This window comes from Bradyrhizobium sp. SZCCHNRI3052 (assembly GCF_032484895.1).
Lineage (GTDB): Bacteria > Pseudomonadota > Alphaproteobacteria > Rhizobiales > Xanthobacteraceae > Bradyrhizobium.
In genome coordinates this window covers 1-14,024 of the sequence record NZ_JAUETW010000002.1, presented here as the reverse complement: position 1 = coordinate 14,024, position 14,024 = coordinate 1, and the positions used below count along the sequence as shown (strand labels likewise).

Annotated in this window: 15 protein-coding genes; 10 read left to right on the top strand and 5 right to left on the bottom strand. The window is 66.9% G+C overall.

The window, feature by feature from the left end:
* The first annotated feature begins 48 nt into the window (after nt 1-48).
* The 8 genes from QW887_RS05215 (at nt 49) to QW887_RS05180 (ending at nt 8,586) form a co-directional block, all read left to right on the top strand.
* Entirely contained in the window at nt 49-339 is a 291-nt protein-coding gene (locus QW887_RS05215) for a hypothetical protein (protein WP_316175459.1), read from the top strand.
* Between the two features lie 10 nt (nt 340-349).
* Nucleotides 350-1,762, top strand: coding sequence for a TolC family protein (locus QW887_RS05210; RefSeq protein WP_316194238.1), 1,413 nt, complete (start codon nt 350-352; stop codon nt 1,760-1,762).
* A 13-nt stretch (nt 1,763-1,775) separates the two neighbouring features.
* Nucleotides 1,776-3,110, top strand: coding sequence for a copper oxidase (locus QW887_RS05205; protein WP_316194237.1), 1,335 nt, complete (start codon nt 1,776-1,778; stop codon nt 3,108-3,110).
* 47 nt (nt 3,111-3,157) lie between these two features.
* Nucleotides 3,158-3,616 (top strand): cupredoxin family protein, encoded by a 459-nt coding sequence (locus QW887_RS05200; RefSeq protein ID WP_315752700.1) that lies wholly within the window; start codon nt 3,158-3,160, stop codon nt 3,614-3,616.
* A 95-nt stretch (nt 3,617-3,711) separates the two neighbouring features.
* Nucleotides 3,712-4,008 carry a copper-binding protein gene (locus QW887_RS05195; protein ID WP_316175455.1) on the top strand — a complete coding sequence of 99 codons (297 nt, stop codon included), beginning with the start codon at nt 3,712-3,714 and terminating at the stop codon, nt 4,006-4,008.
* Nucleotides 4,009-4,190: 182 nt separating this feature from the next.
* A complete protein-coding gene (locus tag QW887_RS05190) occupies nt 4,191-4,484 on the top strand; it encodes a DUF1330 domain-containing protein (RefSeq protein WP_316175454.1) in 294 nt (97 codons plus the stop codon).
* 353 nt (nt 4,485-4,837) lie between these two features.
* A complete protein-coding gene (locus QW887_RS05185; RefSeq protein ID WP_316186710.1) occupies nt 4,838-7,069 on the top strand; it encodes a tetratricopeptide repeat protein in 2,232 nt (743 codons plus the stop codon).
* 347 nt (nt 7,070-7,416) lie between these two features.
* Nucleotides 7,417-8,586, top strand: coding sequence for a TAXI family TRAP transporter solute-binding subunit (locus tag QW887_RS05180; RefSeq protein WP_315752696.1), 1,170 nt, complete (start codon nt 7,417-7,419; stop codon nt 8,584-8,586).
* A 21-nt stretch (nt 8,587-8,607) separates the two neighbouring features.
* On the opposite strand, the gene maiA is transcribed toward QW887_RS05180, so the two are convergent.
* Nucleotides 8,608-9,279: a maleylacetoacetate isomerase gene (gene maiA, locus QW887_RS05175; protein ID WP_315752695.1), complete on the bottom strand. Its 672-nt coding sequence runs from the start codon at nt 9,277-9,279 to the stop codon at nt 8,608-8,610.
* An 82-nt stretch (nt 9,280-9,361) separates the two neighbouring features.
* Nucleotides 9,362-9,709, bottom strand: coding sequence for a MerR family transcriptional regulator (locus tag QW887_RS05170; RefSeq protein WP_315714045.1), 348 nt, complete (start codon nt 9,707-9,709; stop codon nt 9,362-9,364).
* A gap of 84 nt (nt 9,710-9,793) precedes the next feature.
* Between QW887_RS05170 and QW887_RS05165 the strand changes: the two genes are divergently transcribed.
* Nucleotides 9,794-10,804, top strand: a complete 1,011-nt coding sequence (locus tag QW887_RS05165; RefSeq protein WP_315826152.1) for an NAD(P)-dependent alcohol dehydrogenase — start codon at nt 9,794-9,796, stop codon at nt 10,802-10,804.
* Between the two features lie 221 nt (nt 10,805-11,025).
* Here the strand turns inward: QW887_RS05165 and QW887_RS05160 are convergent, their stop codons facing one another.
* The 3 genes from QW887_RS05160 to QW887_RS05150 form a co-directional block, all read right to left on the bottom strand.
* The gene (locus QW887_RS05160; RefSeq protein ID WP_315826151.1) at nt 11,026-11,541 is read right to left on the bottom strand and encodes a cytochrome family protein; all 516 of its coding nucleotides are present in this window, start codon (nt 11,539-11,541) and stop codon (nt 11,026-11,028) included.
* 219 nt (nt 11,542-11,760) lie between these two features.
* A complete protein-coding gene (locus QW887_RS05155) occupies nt 11,761-12,687 on the bottom strand; it encodes an alpha/beta hydrolase (protein WP_315714043.1) in 927 nt (308 codons plus the stop codon).
* A 132-nt stretch (nt 12,688-12,819) separates the two neighbouring features.
* The gene (locus tag QW887_RS05150) at nt 12,820-13,035 is read right to left on the bottom strand and encodes a hypothetical protein (protein WP_315714042.1); all 216 of its coding nucleotides are present in this window, start codon (nt 13,033-13,035) and stop codon (nt 12,820-12,822) included.
* A gap of 83 nt (nt 13,036-13,118) precedes the next feature.
* Here QW887_RS05150 and QW887_RS05145 point away from each other — a divergent pair, with 83 nt between their 5' ends.
* Nucleotides 13,119-13,439 (top strand): hypothetical protein, encoded by a 321-nt coding sequence (locus QW887_RS05145; RefSeq protein WP_315714041.1) that lies wholly within the window; start codon nt 13,119-13,121, stop codon nt 13,437-13,439.
* Nucleotides 13,440-14,024: the final 585 nt, after the last annotated feature.

Below are 14,024 nucleotides of genomic sequence, written 5' to 3'. Positions count from 1 at the left end.
CGCAAACGACGCGCGGCCGCTCGCGTTTCATCAGACCAAGGATACCTCATGTTGTCGCAATCCAGGGCGACGCCCGCTGCCGCATGTCCGGCGCGGCGCAGCCTGCCATTCTCCGTCGTCGCCGGCGCATTGACGCTGCTTGCCGCGACGAGCCTCGCCGCCTGCCAGCCGCGCACGGTCGCGTTAGCCGGGGCTGATCCGGCCGATCCGGCGGCGAACGCTGCGCCCGTGCGCATGTCGGGCGTCGTCGGACCCTACACGCCGCTGCGCCCGGCCGCGCCGGCCGCATGGGGCCAGCGCGCCGACCCCGGCGCACCGCGCCCTGAGCCGAGCCGCTAAGGAGCGCCACATGCAGGGGACCATCAGGCTCGCGGCGCTCGCCGCAGCACTTGCGCTCGCAGGCTGTGCCTCGTTCTCGGCGGACGGCGGCATGAGCGCCGTCGCGGACATCGCCGGCCACATCACCGGCAAGGAGGTCGCCTCGGTGAGAGGCGATGACGACGCTGAGCGCGTCCGCGCTGCGACGCGCCGGCTGCTCGCCCGGCCCTTGTCGGCCGATGCCGCCGTGCAGGTCGCGCTGTTCAACAACAAGGGCCTGCAGGCCGCCTACAACGCCCTCGCGCTCAGCGAGGCGGACATGGTGGAGGCCAGCCTGCCGCCCAACCCGACCTTCTCCCTCATGCGCATCAGCGGCGACGGCGCGCTGGAGGCCGAGCGTCAGGTCGCCGGCGACATCCTGGCGCTCGCCACCTTGCCGCTGCGCTCGGAGATCGCGCGCGAGCGGTTTCGCCAGGCCCAATTGAAGGCCGCGCTGGCGACACTGCGGCTCGCCGCCGAGGTCCGCCGCGCGCATGTGCGCGCCGTCGCCGCCAACGAGCTGGTCGGCCTTCTCGTCGAGGCGCAATCGGCCGCGGAGGCGACCGCGAAGCTCGCCTCGAAGCTCGGCGAGACCGGCGCGCTCAACCGGCTCGATCAGGCGCGCGAGCAGGTGTTCTATGCCGAGACCACGGCCGAGCTCGCCACCGCCCGCCGTGCCGCAGGAAGCGCCCGCGAGCGGCTGATCCGTCTGATGGGCCTGTGGGGCGACGATCTGAATTTCCGTCTGCCCGATCGGTTGCCGGCGCTGCCGCGCCGCCCGCTGAGCCAGCCCTTCGTCGAGGCCGATGCCGTCGGCCATCGCATCGATCTGCAGGTCGCCCGCCTCGAGCTCACGGCGCTCGCCACCGCGCTGCAGCTCAGCGAGGCGACGCGCTTCGTCACGTTGCTCGATCTCGCCGGCCTCGACCGCAAGACCGTCGAGCCCGACGGCCGCGTCATCCGCGAACGCGGCTACGACGTGCAGTTCCAGATCCCGATCTTCGACGGCGGCGAGGTCCGCGTGCGGCAGGCGGCCGAGACCTACAACATCGCCTTCAACCGCCTGACCGAGCGCGCCGTCACCGTCCGCTCCGAGGCGCGCGACGCCTATCGCAGCTACCGCGCGGCCTTCGACATCGCCGGCCATTACGCACGCGAGGTGCTGCCGCTGCGCCGGATCATCAGCGAGGAGATGCAGCTGCGCTATTCCAGCATGCAGGTCGACATCTTCGCGCTGCTGCTCGAGGCGCGGCAGCGCCTGGCCTCGCGCCGCGCCGCGATCGACGCCGTCAGAGACTTCTTCCTCGCCGAGGCCGAGCTGTCGGCCGCCGTCAACGGCGGAGTCGCGAGCGGCGAAGACAGCGCACAGCAGACCGCGAGCGCGCTCGCGCCAAGCAACGACTGAGAGGAGAGCCAACATGTTGTCCCGCCGAACCCTGCTCGGCTCCGCGGCGCTGGCCGGCGCCTCCGCCGTCTCCGGCCGCGTCCAGGCTGCCTCCATTCCGGAGGCGCCGACCATGGACAAGACCGTGATGCAGCCGCCGCTGCATCCCAGCGCCGGCCCGGACTATCAGCCGGTGGTCACGCTCAACGGCTGGTCGCTGCCGTTCCGCATGAACGGCGACTGGAAGGAATTCCATCTCGTCGCCGAGCCGGTCACACGCGAGTTCGCGCCCGGCATGACCACGCATCTGTGGGGCTACAACGGCCAATCGCCGGGCCCGACCATCGAGGCGGTCGAGGGCGACAGGCTCCGCATCTTCGTCACCAACAAATTGCCGGAATATACCACCGTACATTGGCATGGCGTGATCCTGCCCTGTGGCATGGACGGCGTCGGCGGCCTGACGCAGCCGCACATCAAGCCGGGCAAGACCTTCGTCTACGAGTTCGAGATGAAGCATGCCGGCACCTTCATGTATCACCCGCACGCCGACGAGATGGTGCAGATGGCGATGGGCATGATGGGCATGATCGTCGTGCATCCGCGCGACAACCTGCCGCCGCCGGTCGACCGCGACTTCGTATTCGTGATGTCGACCTACCGCATCGAGCCCGGCAGCTATCTGCCGAAGGTCAACGAGATGACCGACTTCAACATGTGGACCTGGAATGCGCGGGTGTTTCCCGGCATCGATTCCTTGCCGGTGCGGCTCGGCGATCGCGTCCGCATCCGCATCGGCAATCTCACCATGACCAACCATCCGATCCACCTCCACGGCCACAAGTTCAAGGTGATCGGCACCGACGGCGGCTGGCTTCCCGAAACGGCGCAATTCCCGGAGACCACGACCGACGTGCCGGTCGGCGCGGTGCGCGTGCTCGACTTCACCGCCGACAACCCCGGCGACTGGGCGTTCCATTGCCACAAGTCGCATCACACGATGAATGCGATGGGCCACGACATGCGCAACCTGATCGGCGTGCCGCGCAAGGAGCTGGCCGCCGCCGTCGGCAAGCTCGCGCCCGACGGCATGGTGATGGGCAACACCGGCATGGCGATGGGCAACATGGAGATGCCGGCCCCCGACAACACGCTGCCGATGATGACCGGCAGCGGCCAGTTCGGGCCGATCGAGATGGGCGGCATGTTCACGACCGTGAAGGTGCGCGAGGGCCTCGCCCGCGACGACTACCGCGATCCCGGCCCGTATCAGTTCCCCAAGGGCACCGTGGCCTACGAGGTCGCAAGCGCGCCGGAGCCGGTGCGGCGAAGCGACGGCGCACCGACGCAGGTCCGCACCCAGCGCTGAATTCACCAAACACCGCATCAACCGACGACCACCATCAGGAGATATCCATGAAGACTGCATTCGCGATCAGCGCAATGGCGGCGGCCGCTCTGATCGTCGCACCGGCCCGTGGCCATGAGCAGCACGGATCGCGCGGCTATTCCGCCGGCGAGCCGGGTGATCCCAAACAGCCGTCACGCACCATCGAGGTGCTGCTGAGCGAGATGGAGTTCACGCCGGCGCGCATCGAGGTGAAGCGCGGCGAGCAGATCCGCTTCGTGCTGCGCAACACCGGCAAGGAGGATCACGAGTTCCTGCTCGCCACCAAGGCCGAGAACCTGAAGCACGCCGCGGTCATGAAGAAGCACCCGCATATGGAGCACGACGAGCCCAACGGCGCCCGGCTCGCGCCGAACAAGACCGCCGAGCTGCTGTGGCGGTTCACCAAGCCCGGCACGTTCGAATACTCCTGCCTGATCCCAGATCATCGCGAGTTCGGCATGACCGGCCACGTTGCCGTGAAGTGACGGATGAAGCCGTCCTGACAACGCGTAGGGCGGATCATCGCCGCGTCATCCGCCCTACGCCTCGCCATGAGTTCACCAGTAGAAGGAAACACATCATGAAGTCGTTCTCTCAGCTCACGACCGCCGCCGCGTTGGTTCTCGCTCTCGCGACCCCTGCCCTCGCCGCCGAGGCCATCAGCGGCGACGTCAAGAAGGTCGATGAGGCCAACGCCAAGATCACCCTCCACCACGGCCCGGCCAAGAGTCTTGGCATGGACGGGGCCATGACCATGGTCTACCGCGTCAAGGACGCTGCGCTGCTGAAAGGCCTCAAGGCCGGCGACAAGGTGAAGTTCGAGGCGGTCGAGGACGCCTCCGGCTACACGGTGACCAAGATCGAGAAGGGCAAGTAGGCGGCAGCGTTTCGAGCCGTCCCCTTCTCCACCGCCATTCCGGGGCGCGCGCGGCGACGACGTCGCCGGACAGCGCGAGCCCGGAATGACGTGCGGATGGATCAGGCCACGAACCGGCGGCCGGATGGGTTTGCATTCCAAGTTCGGATCGTATGATCGCGGCTCCCTGCGCGGAGCATGCCATGAAAGCCTATCTCGTCCTCGATCTCGCCGTTCACGACTTCGCGGCGTTCAAGGTCTACATCGAACGGATCCCCGCCTTCATCGCGAGGCATGGCGGCCGCTACATCGTCCAGGGCGCAGTGCCCACGCCGGTCGAAGGCGGCTGGACGCCAGAGCGCATCGTGATCCTGGAATTCCCGTCGCGCCAGAACGCCACCGACTTCCTTGGTGATCCCGAGATCCAGGACCTGTTCGCGATCCGTCACCGCACCACGTCGAGCCGGTTGGTGCTGGTCGACGGCTGCGCGGAGTGAGCGCTGCAATGTTGTGCCGGAAGGCTGTGCCGAGCCAAGGAGGCGCCCTATCGTCGGCGTGACATCCGCAGCTGGCGGATCACGCGGCGCTGATCCGCCCTGCGCGAACTGCCCCGTCGCTCCCTGGGCATTCGCGGGCGCGACAAGTTCCCTCCGTCCTCCCGTTAACCATTTGCTAACCATGGCGCGGGCAAGCTTCGCCGCGTCGCGCTGCGCGTGGCCGGCGACCGGACGACCACAGGACATCCTGGGCTTTGCTGCCGCCGGGCATGGCGGCGGCCCGGTTGCCGGCCGCAGCGCGCCGCTGCGGCGTCCGACGCCATGCCGTCCTGTCTGTCCGGAGACCCAAGTCCTTGAGCACCGTCGGTTCGCGCGCCTTCCAGAAGGCGCGGCAGGAAAAGAAGCAGAAGAAGCTCGTCGAGACGCAGCTGACGACGGCGTACAAGGCCTTCCAGGCCGGACGCCAGGCGGAGGCGCAGGCGCTGTGCGCGAAGCTGCTGCAGGAGGTCCCCGGCTGCTTCGATGCCATGCATCTGCTCGGCGTGTCGCTGGTGTCATCGGCGCGCTTCGCCGAGGCCACCGCCTTCCTGACGCAGGCCGTCGCGATGGAGCCGAATTCCGCCGACGCGCAGTCCAATCTCGGCTGGGCGCTGATCAATTGCGAGCGCTACGAGGAGGCGCGCGCCGCGCTGGAGCGATCGCTGGCGCTGCGCCCGAATGCGCCGATCACCTTGCGCAACCTCGCAATCGCGCTGCTGCGGCTCGGACAGGGCGAGGCCTCGCTCGCGGCCGCGACCCGTGCCCTCGAGCTCAAGCCGGACGACGTCGATGCCTGGTGCAATCGCAGCGTCGCCGAGCTGATGCTGCGGCGGTGGGACGCCGCTGCCGCCAGCGCCGAGCGCGCGCTGGCCTTCAACCCGAACCATTTCGAGGCCACGGTCAACAAGGGCCTCGCCCATCTCGAGCTGCACCATTTCGAGCTGGCGGAAGCGACCTTCAATGCGGCACTGGCGGCACGCCCGGCCCACGCCGAGCTGCGGGCGCATCGCGGCCGGCTCTACATGATCTCCGGACGCACGGCGGAAGCCGAAGCCGATTTCGACGCCGCCGTGACGCTCGATCCCAATCTGCAACTGGGATGGCAGGGCAAGGCGCAGATCTGCATCCTCAACGGCAACGTCGCGCAGGCGATGGCCGCCTGCAAGCGCGTGCTCGACACCAATCCGAAGGCGCAGGTCGCGCTCACTTTGCTCGGCGCCTGTCGCGGCCGGCTCGGCGACGTCGCAGGCGCCATCGCCCAGTTCGACCAGGCGCTCGCGGTGCAGCCGGACTATGACGAGGCGATCACCAAGAAGATCTTCTATCTCGATTTCCTGCCCGGCGCCGACTTCGCGGTCCAGCAGGCGGCGCGGCAATATTGGTGGATGGCGGTCGGCTCCAGATTCCCGCGCCGCAAGCTTGCGCCACGTTCGCTCGATCCCGACCGGCGCATCGTCGTCGGCTACGTCTCGGCCGACTTCCGCATGCATTCGGCGGCCTTCGCCTTCCTGCCCGTGCTGCGCGGCCACGACAAGACGCAGGTCCAGGTCAACTGCTACTCGACCTCGCCGCGGCACGATTCCTACACCGCGACGTTCCAATCGATCGCCGACGTCTGGGTCGAGGCCTCGAGCCTGTCCGACGACGAGCTCGCCGACCGCATCCAGGCCGACGGCGTCGACATCCTGGTCGATCTCTCCGGCTACACCACGGGCACGCGCATGCCGGTGTTCGCGCGCAAGCCGGCGCCGATCCAGGTCACGGCCTGGGGCAGCGGCACCGGCACGGGCCTTGCCACCATGGACTACTTCTTCGCCGATCCGGTCACGGTGCCCGAGAGCGTCCGGCCGCTGTTCGCCGAGCACGTCCACGACCTGCCCTCGGTGATCACGATCGATCCGGTGCTCGACGTTCCGCCGTCGCCGCTGCCGATGCTGACGAACGGCCACGTCACCTTCGGCGTCTACAACCGCATCGACAAGATCTCCGACGCGGCGATCGCGCTGTGGGCGCGGCTGCTCGCCGAGATCCCTGACGCGAAGCTCGTCGTCAAGCATCTCGCGCTGAACGATCCCGCGGTGCGCGACGGGCTGCTCGCCCGCTTCGTCGCACACGGCGTGCCCGAGGCGCGCATCCTCTGCCTCGGCGCCAGCGAGCGCGTCGAGCATCTCAAGTCCTACGAGCGCATCGACATCTCGCTCGACCCGTTCCCGCAGAACGGCGGCATCTCGACGTTCGAATCGCTCTACATGGGCGTGCCGGTCGTCGCCAAGCTCGGCGCCGGCGCGGCCTCGCGCGCCGCCGGCGGCATCCTGACCGCGGCCGGCCTCGCCGACTGGGTCGCAGGCGATGATGACGGCTACATCCGGATCGCCAAGAGCTTTGCCGCGCGGCCCGAGCTGCTGGTGAAGCTGCGGCCCGAACTGCCCGGCCTGGTCGCGCGCTCGGCGGCTGGCGACGTCGCCAACTACACGCGCTGCGTCGAAGCCGGCTATCGGCAGTTCTGGCGGGACTATTGCGCCAAGGGAAGCAAGGCCGGCGCCTGATCGCGCCGTGCCAAGGCCTCGATCTCGCAGCAGCCCTCGACGACCGATCGCACGAACGTCCGGCTTCGACCGCCCCCCTGCAACCGCAAGCTGCATCGATTTCCGCTATGCCATTTTGGCCGCGTGCAATCTCGCGCGACTCTCGGACTGATACCACGGCGTTTCTCCGTCCACACCAAGGCGCAATCAAGCCCATGGCTTTTTGGTGGCGAGGATGCGCCTCGCAGCAGCTCCGGTTGCGCCCAACCGGCGAGTAGTAGACCTCATTCCTCAACCAAGGAGATAATGCGCGAAAATCGGCCGCGCCTCACGATCGCCGTGTGGCCGGCAACGGAGGAATTTGGGGCATGCGGGTCGCGTTGTTGAGTTGCGTCGTTGCGGCGGGATTGAGTCTGGCGGCACCGTTGCTGCCGGCCATGGCACAGACGGCGCGGACCGGAAGGCCGGCGGCGGCAACGGCCGCTGCGGCCGGCGAAGGCGGCAAGCTGCAGGAGTCCAACGAATGGACGGTCGGCGTCGCCGGCGGCCTGCTCGAAGGCACCAACATCCGTTTTGCCGCCGAGATGGCCAAGGTGCTCGACGACCGCCCGAACCTGCGCGTGCTGCCGATGGTGACCTACGGCGCGCTCGGCAACATCGAGGACCTGCTGTATCTGCGCGGCGTCGACGTCACCATCACCTCGGCGGACGTGCTCGACGAGTTCGTCCGCAACGGCACGCTCGCCAACATCAAGAACCGGATCCGCTACATCTGCTCGTTCTACATCAACGAGATGCATGTCTACGTCCGCCCGGAGATCAGGACGCTGGAGGATCTCGCCGGCAAGAAGGTCTCCTTCAACACCGTGGGCAGCGCCGCCAACCTCACCGGCGGCATCGTGTTCGACCGGCTCAAGATCGGCGCGGAAAAGGTGTTCATCAACAATTCGGTGGCGCTGGAGAAGATGCGCAGTGGCGAGATCGCCGGCGTTGTCCACGTCACGGGCAAGCCGACCGACCTGTTCGCCAAGTTCAAGCCCGAGCCGGGCTTCCACTTCCTTCCGATTCCGTTTGCGCGCAGCCTGCAGGACTACTACGTGCCGACCAAGCTGACCTCGCAGGACTACCCCAATCTGCTCAAGCCCGGCGAGAGCGTCGAGACCATCGGCGTGCCGCAGGTGCTGGCGGTCTACAACTGGCCGCCGGAGACCGAGCGCTACCGCCGCGTCGCGCGCTTCGTCGACTATCTGTTCAAGCGGTTCGACCAGTTCAAGCAGCCGCCGTTCCATCCGAAATGGAACGAGATCAACCTCGCCTCCTCGCTGCCCGGCTGGACCCGCTTCCGCGCCGCGGAGGAGCTGCTGGCCAGCACGCGCCCGCCGCAGGCCGACGGCGCCGCCGTCAAGCAGCAGTTCGACGAGTGGATGAGCACGCGGGCGCCGACCGGCGGCCGGCGGATGAGCGAGGACGAGACCAGGGTCCTGTTCGAGCAGTTCCGCGACTGGATGAAGCGGGACGGCGGCCAGCCGGCGCGATAGCGCCGATGGTCGTGGCGTCGACTACGACACCGCCGGCTTGCGGCGCAGCGCCGCCGGCGTGTCGGGTTGCGCCAGCGGATGGGCGGACGCGAACGCCGGCAGCGCCATCGCGGCCTCGACGACGCGCTGCACCGTCGGCGTCGCGGCGAGGTCGAGGCCTTTATTGCGCGCGAAGACGGCGTGGCCGGCGAGGCAGATGTCGGCCATCGTCGGCGCATCGCCATGGCAGAACCGGCCGGTCGCGACATGGCCTGCAAGCTGGGCCTCGATCGCGACCAGCATCTCCGACGCCCAGTGCCTGAGCCAGGCCGCGCGCGCCGCGTCGTCCACGTGCAGCACCTCGGTGAGATAGCGCTGCACCCGCGGCGTCGTCAGCGGATGCGCATCGCAGGCGATCATCGCCGCCAGCGCCCTCACCCGCGCGCGCCCCTTGGCATCGGCAGGCAGCAGCGCAGCGCCCGGACAGGCTTCGTCGAGATATTCGAGGATCGCCAGCGACTGCGTCAGCACGGTGCCGTCGTCGAGCACCAGCGCCGGCAGCGCCATCTGCGGGTTGAGCGCGGCATAGGCCTCGTCGCGATGCTGCTGCCGGTCGACATCGACCGCGACCTGCTGATAGGCGATGCCCTTGAGGTTGAGCGCGATGCGCACGCGAAAGCTCGCCAGCGACTGCCAGAACGAATAGAGCTTCATGCGGGTCCCCCCTGGGCAGGCGAGTGAATGTCGACGTCTTCGATCGATCCGTCGCCCACGGTCGACATTCGATATCCGGCGATCAGTTCACGCTCGAGATGAAGCCTGCGAGAATCGTCCGGCTCTGGCTGAGTGCCTCGATGCGTTGATCGATGAGGCCGACCTGCTGCGCCAGTATTCTTCGCAAATTGTCGCAAGGCCTGAAATCTGGACGGTTGTTGCGCACGCAGGGGAGCAACTGCTTGATCGTTTCGAGCGTCATGCCGGCTGAGCCGAGCAGTTTGATCCGGCGCACGGCTTCCTCGTCCGCCGGCCCGTAGTCGCGGTAACCGGACGAGGTTCGGTGCGGCGCAAGCAAGCCTTCGTCCTCGTAGTAACGCAGCATCCGGATGCTGACTCCCGTCCTCCGGGAAAGTTCGCCGATCTTCACTGAAAACCTCTTGACCCTGACAGCGCTGTCAGACCTTACAGATCGTGCTCATCCAAGTGGAGTCCCCTTGTGACGGGAGCAACGATGAAAGCCTATCATTTGAATGGCCATGCGGGCGCGGGTCGCCTGGTGCGCACCGACGTCATCAAACCTGAACCCGCCCCTGGCGAGGTCCGCATTCGGGTCGAGGCGGCAAGTCTCAACTACCGCGACCTCCTGATCCTCGACCGAGCGGGTGAAGGCGGTTTCGACCGCCGCGTCCCGCTCTCTGACGGCGCAGGCATCGTTGATGCCGTAGGCTCCGATGTCGTTCAATGGCGCCCGGGCGATCGTGTGGCCGCATCGTTCTTTCGCGATTGGATTTCCGGGCCGTTCAAGGCGAGCTATGTTCCGTCAGCCCTCGGCGGCAGCACGATGGATGGCATGCTGGCGGAGTACGTGGTGCTGCCGGCGACGGCGCTGGTCCCCGTGCCGGCGCACCTCACGTCGATCGAAGCCGCGACCTTGCCCTGTGCCGGCGTCACGGCCTGGCACGGCCTCATCACCCGTGGCGGAATGGGCAAGGCCGACACGCTGCTGGTCCAGGGAACCGGCGGCGTCGCGCTGTTCGGCCTTCAGTTCGCGGCCGCGCTGGGCGCGCGCGCGATCGTCATCTCGTCCTCGGATGAGAAGCTCGCCCGCGCCCAGGCGCTCGGCGCCTCGATCCTGATCAACTACCGCGACACGCCCGATTGGGATGTCGCCGTGATGAAAGCGACGGACGGCGAAGGCGCCACGCATGTCCTCGAGCTCGGCGGCCCCGGCACCTACGACCGATCGCTGCGGTCGGTCGCTTCGGGTGGCAAGATCGTCCAGATCGGTGTCTTGACGGGGTTCGGCCCCAAGCCCGACCTCGCCCGCCTGCAGTGGGAGAATGCCGACATCATCGGCGTCACCGTGGGTTCGGTCGAACATTTCACGGCCATGAATCGATTCCTGGCCGAACACGCGATCCACCCGATCGTCGATCGGGTCTACGACTTTGACGACGCTCCCGAAGCGTTCGCCCTTCTCCGGTCCGGCTCGCACTTCGGCAAGATCGTTGTGAAGCTATAGGCGAGAGGATGTGAGCACTTCGCCGATCTGCGATGCCAGAAAGCGCATCCCCCGGAGTTGGCACCTGCCAACAAAGAGCGGCCGGAAGTCTCTCCGGGTTGGAATCAACCCACGCAACAAACCGAGGGGTCGATCACGCCTCGCTGATCCGCACGCGTGGCCCCGGCCGGCAGCAGCGCCGGACGGCGCGTGACCGGTCCTGCTTCACCGTCCGCCCGCTGTCACTCCGCGCCGGCCGTGAAGTCCTGGTCGGCAACGCTGGCGGTCTGCGGCACCTTGATGACCACGGCGGCGCGATTGAGCGCCTGGTGGCAGGAGTTGCAGGCGGCGGTGAGGTCGGCATAGGAGCGCTCGAAGCGGCCGATGTCCTTCTGCTTGATGGCCTGCGCCAGTTCGTCGAACGGCTGCTGCGTCACGGCCGTCGTCATGTCGGCAAACGAATTGCCCTCGACCAGTGGCTGCGCCCGGCTGACGCGGTTGAACGCGCCCTTGAGATTGCCGAGCTCATAGGCGCTGAACGCCCAGTTGCCGCTATGGCCGGCGATCCAGAGCCTGAGATGGCGCGGCTGGATGGTCGCGATCATCAGGTCGCTGACGGTCGGCAGATAGGCCGGCGCCGGAGCGGGTGTCGGCGTCTCCGCCCTCGGCGCGGCGATCGCGATCAGCGATGCAACCCCGGCCAGGCCAGCGGCCGTCGCTGTCAGCCGCAGACCATGGCGGAGCTTCGGTCGATGCATCTTGGGCTCTCCTGAGAAAGATTTAGAAACCTTCTAAAGAGCGACATCCTGCATCGCCAATCGCAATCGCTGATCGCGGCGATCAGAAAAACTTGATGCCATCCGCCGCGCGGCGCGCACGATACGGACACATTGCCTGGCGTCACGCCAGCGACCCCGGCGCGACACGAAGGTGCGGTGGGCGCTGCAGTCCTGCGGACAGCGGCGAGTCGCCGATCGTCATTCGGCGCCGATCCTTCGGCGCAGCCAGGCGTCGACGATCGCGGTCGCCGGATGGCTGGGATCGCCGAGTTCACGGTTGATCTCCATGTGGCCGCGCAGGCCGGTGCCGCCGACGCCCTGGACTTCGGCCGGCGTGCCCGCCTGCATCAGGGCGGCGCCGAGCGCCTCGGACTGCGCCTTGCCGTCGGCGCGGTCGACATGGAGGATCAGGAACGCCGGCGCGTTCGGCTTCGCGGCCTGGAGGGTCGGCGACAGCGCCCGCTGACGCACCGGGTCGGTGCCGAATGCCTGGATGTAGGTATCGAGCATGAAACGGCCGCTGTCGGCGAGCTGGCGCGCCACGTCGTAGCAGGCGCCATCCAGCGCGATGATGCCGCTGACGTCCCGCAACGACAGCCCGGCCGCCGTGAAGTAGCGCGGATCAGTCCCGACCAACGCCACCAGATGCGCGCCGGCGCTGTGCCCCATCAGCACGATGCGCGCGGGGTCGATGCCCAGACGCTTGGCATTGGAGCGCAACCACGCGAGCGCCGCGGCGACGTCAGCCGCCTGCTGCTCGACGGTCGCGGCCGGTACCAGCCGATAGTCGATCGAGGCAAACGCGTAACCCTGCGCGAGCATGTGCTCGACCTTCGCGGCCCCTGTCGCGTTGCGCTTGTCGCCGCGCTTCCATCCGCCGCCATGTACGAACACGACCAGCGGCGCGGCCTTGCCTCCCCTCGCCTGCCAAAAGTCGAGCTTCTGCAGCGGATCGGCGCCATAAGCATATTCGGTGGCCGGCCCGCTTTGGCGCTCGGCCTCGCGCGCCGCCATGCGCGCCTGCAGCCGCGCCAGAAAGGGACCTGCGAGTGCAGGTGAAAGAAAGAAGGGCTGCTGCAGCCACAGGCCGGCAGCTAACAAAACAGCAGGTATCGAACGCAACATCGAGAGCTCCATCGTCGTGAGACGATAGCAGCAAGCGTTGCTTAAAGAAGGCCGCATGTGGCGTCGTTACAAAATGTCACGAACGGTGACGCCCGCGAAACTACGGGGCAGTCTTGCGCGCATAATCCCAACCTACCGTACAGTGAATCCTTCGCTCCAGGCATCCCTGTCAACTTCGTATTCGCTGACGAAGAAGCCATCAGGATAATCGCGAAAGCCTTGAAACTGAAGCTTGCGTATCTTGGCGGCAATGGCTTCTTCGGCGCTGCTGTAGACGCCGACGAGCTTGTCTTCCCTCTCGTCATCATCGAACGGGCGGGCGTGCCAAAGTAGAAAGACCGTACGCATTCGTGTATTCCTCGATTTCGATACGTCACAGCGAACGAGCCAGGTTGGTTGTCCCAGCCCTGAGCGACGGCTAAGCTTCGACCATGAAGATTGCATTCTCGATCGCAGCCAGCGCAAGACGTCGAATCGAGGCCCTGGTCGACGCGCTCAAGAGACAGAACGGACTTCCCGAGGTGATCCCGGCCGTGATGTGGCTCGACGCCGACTTGAACCCAGATATCGCGACATCCCGCGTCGTCATTGGCTTCTATGACAATCGGGCCGACATCATCGACGACATCACCGTGGAGGATGGCTTCGCGTTCGTGCTCGCCGTCGCGCGGGACGATGAGCGGCTGTTCGATGGACAAGAACTGCACTATATCGATGATGCCTTCGTCCTGAAGCAGCGCCGGACACACTGACACGCACACATCCCTCGCCCCGTCTAACGTCTGCGGACTGTAGCGAAAACTCTCCTCCCATTGACTCGGCCAATCATCTCTCGACGCGCGCCTGGCGAACGCCGGACTTCGTCGCGCTCGGATGGGGCTCGTCGACAACAGGCCGGCTGACCTCAAGGCGCGCCGCAGCCCGTATCGATCATACTTTTTGGTTTGCCGAATTTTCTTCTTTCATTTTTTCCGAAACCGTGTATATCTCTTCCCGTCCTGCTTCCGCCGGAGGGGCGTGTCGCGACCGTCACGAGACGTGGGAGGTGGGATGCGATGGGCGCAGCGAATCGCAGCGTGGCCTCGTGCCGCGCGGACGAACGGTTCGTTGCGCACGGCGAAATCGTGCGGTCCCGACACCCCGACGCTGGTGTCAACTCACGACGAAGCTTCGCTTCGCGTGGGGATGGTGGCCAACAAGCCCGGCGCACCAGGGAGACCACGTATAAGCCGTTCCAACCGTCGTGCAGGGAAGGCCGGGGGCGGGCTCAATCGGTGGTCGCAACACCAAGTGTTTTCATTCGTGACAGCAGCTCGTCAAGCGCTTCTGCTGGAGTT

Bases quoted from the DNA above. Each gene is read 5' to 3' on its own strand.
- QW887_RS05150 (WP_315714042.1), bottom strand. From the start codon at position 13,035: ATGCGTACGGTCTTTCTACTTTGGCACGCCCGCCCGTTCGATGATGAC.
- QW887_RS05200 (WP_315752700.1), top strand. From the start codon at position 3,158: ATGAAGACTGCATTCGCGATCAGCGCAATGGCGGCGGCCGCTCTGATC.
- QW887_RS05215 (WP_316175459.1), top strand. From the start codon at position 49: ATGTTGTCGCAATCCAGGGCGACGCCCGCTGCCGCATGTCCGGCGCGG.
- QW887_RS05155 (WP_315714043.1), bottom strand. From the start codon at position 12,687: ATGTTGCGTTCGATACCTGCTGTTTTGTTAGCTGCCGGCCTGTGGCTG.
- QW887_RS05160 (WP_315826151.1), bottom strand. From the start codon at position 11,541: ATGCATCGACCGAAGCTCCGCCATGGTCTGCGGCTGACAGCGACGGCC.
- QW887_RS05195 (WP_316175455.1), top strand. From the start codon at position 3,712: ATGAAGTCGTTCTCTCAGCTCACGACCGCCGCCGCGTTGGTTCTCGCT.
- QW887_RS05165 (WP_315826152.1), top strand. From the start codon at position 9,794: ATGAAAGCCTATCATTTGAATGGCCATGCGGGCGCGGGTCGCCTGGTG.
- QW887_RS05190 (WP_316175454.1), top strand. From the start codon at position 4,191: ATGAAAGCCTATCTCGTCCTCGATCTCGCCGTTCACGACTTCGCGGCG.
- QW887_RS05205 (WP_316194237.1), top strand. From the start codon at position 1,776: ATGTTGTCCCGCCGAACCCTGCTCGGCTCCGCGGCGCTGGCCGGCGCC.
- QW887_RS05180 (WP_315752696.1), top strand. From the start codon at position 7,417: ATGCGGGTCGCGTTGTTGAGTTGCGTCGTTGCGGCGGGATTGAGTCTG.
- QW887_RS05145 (WP_315714041.1), top strand. From the start codon at position 13,119: ATGAAGATTGCATTCTCGATCGCAGCCAGCGCAAGACGTCGAATCGAG.
- QW887_RS05210 (WP_316194238.1), top strand. From the start codon at position 350: ATGCAGGGGACCATCAGGCTCGCGGCGCTCGCCGCAGCACTTGCGCTC.
- maiA (WP_315752695.1), bottom strand. From the start codon at position 9,279: ATGAAGCTCTATTCGTTCTGGCAGTCGCTGGCGAGCTTTCGCGTGCGC.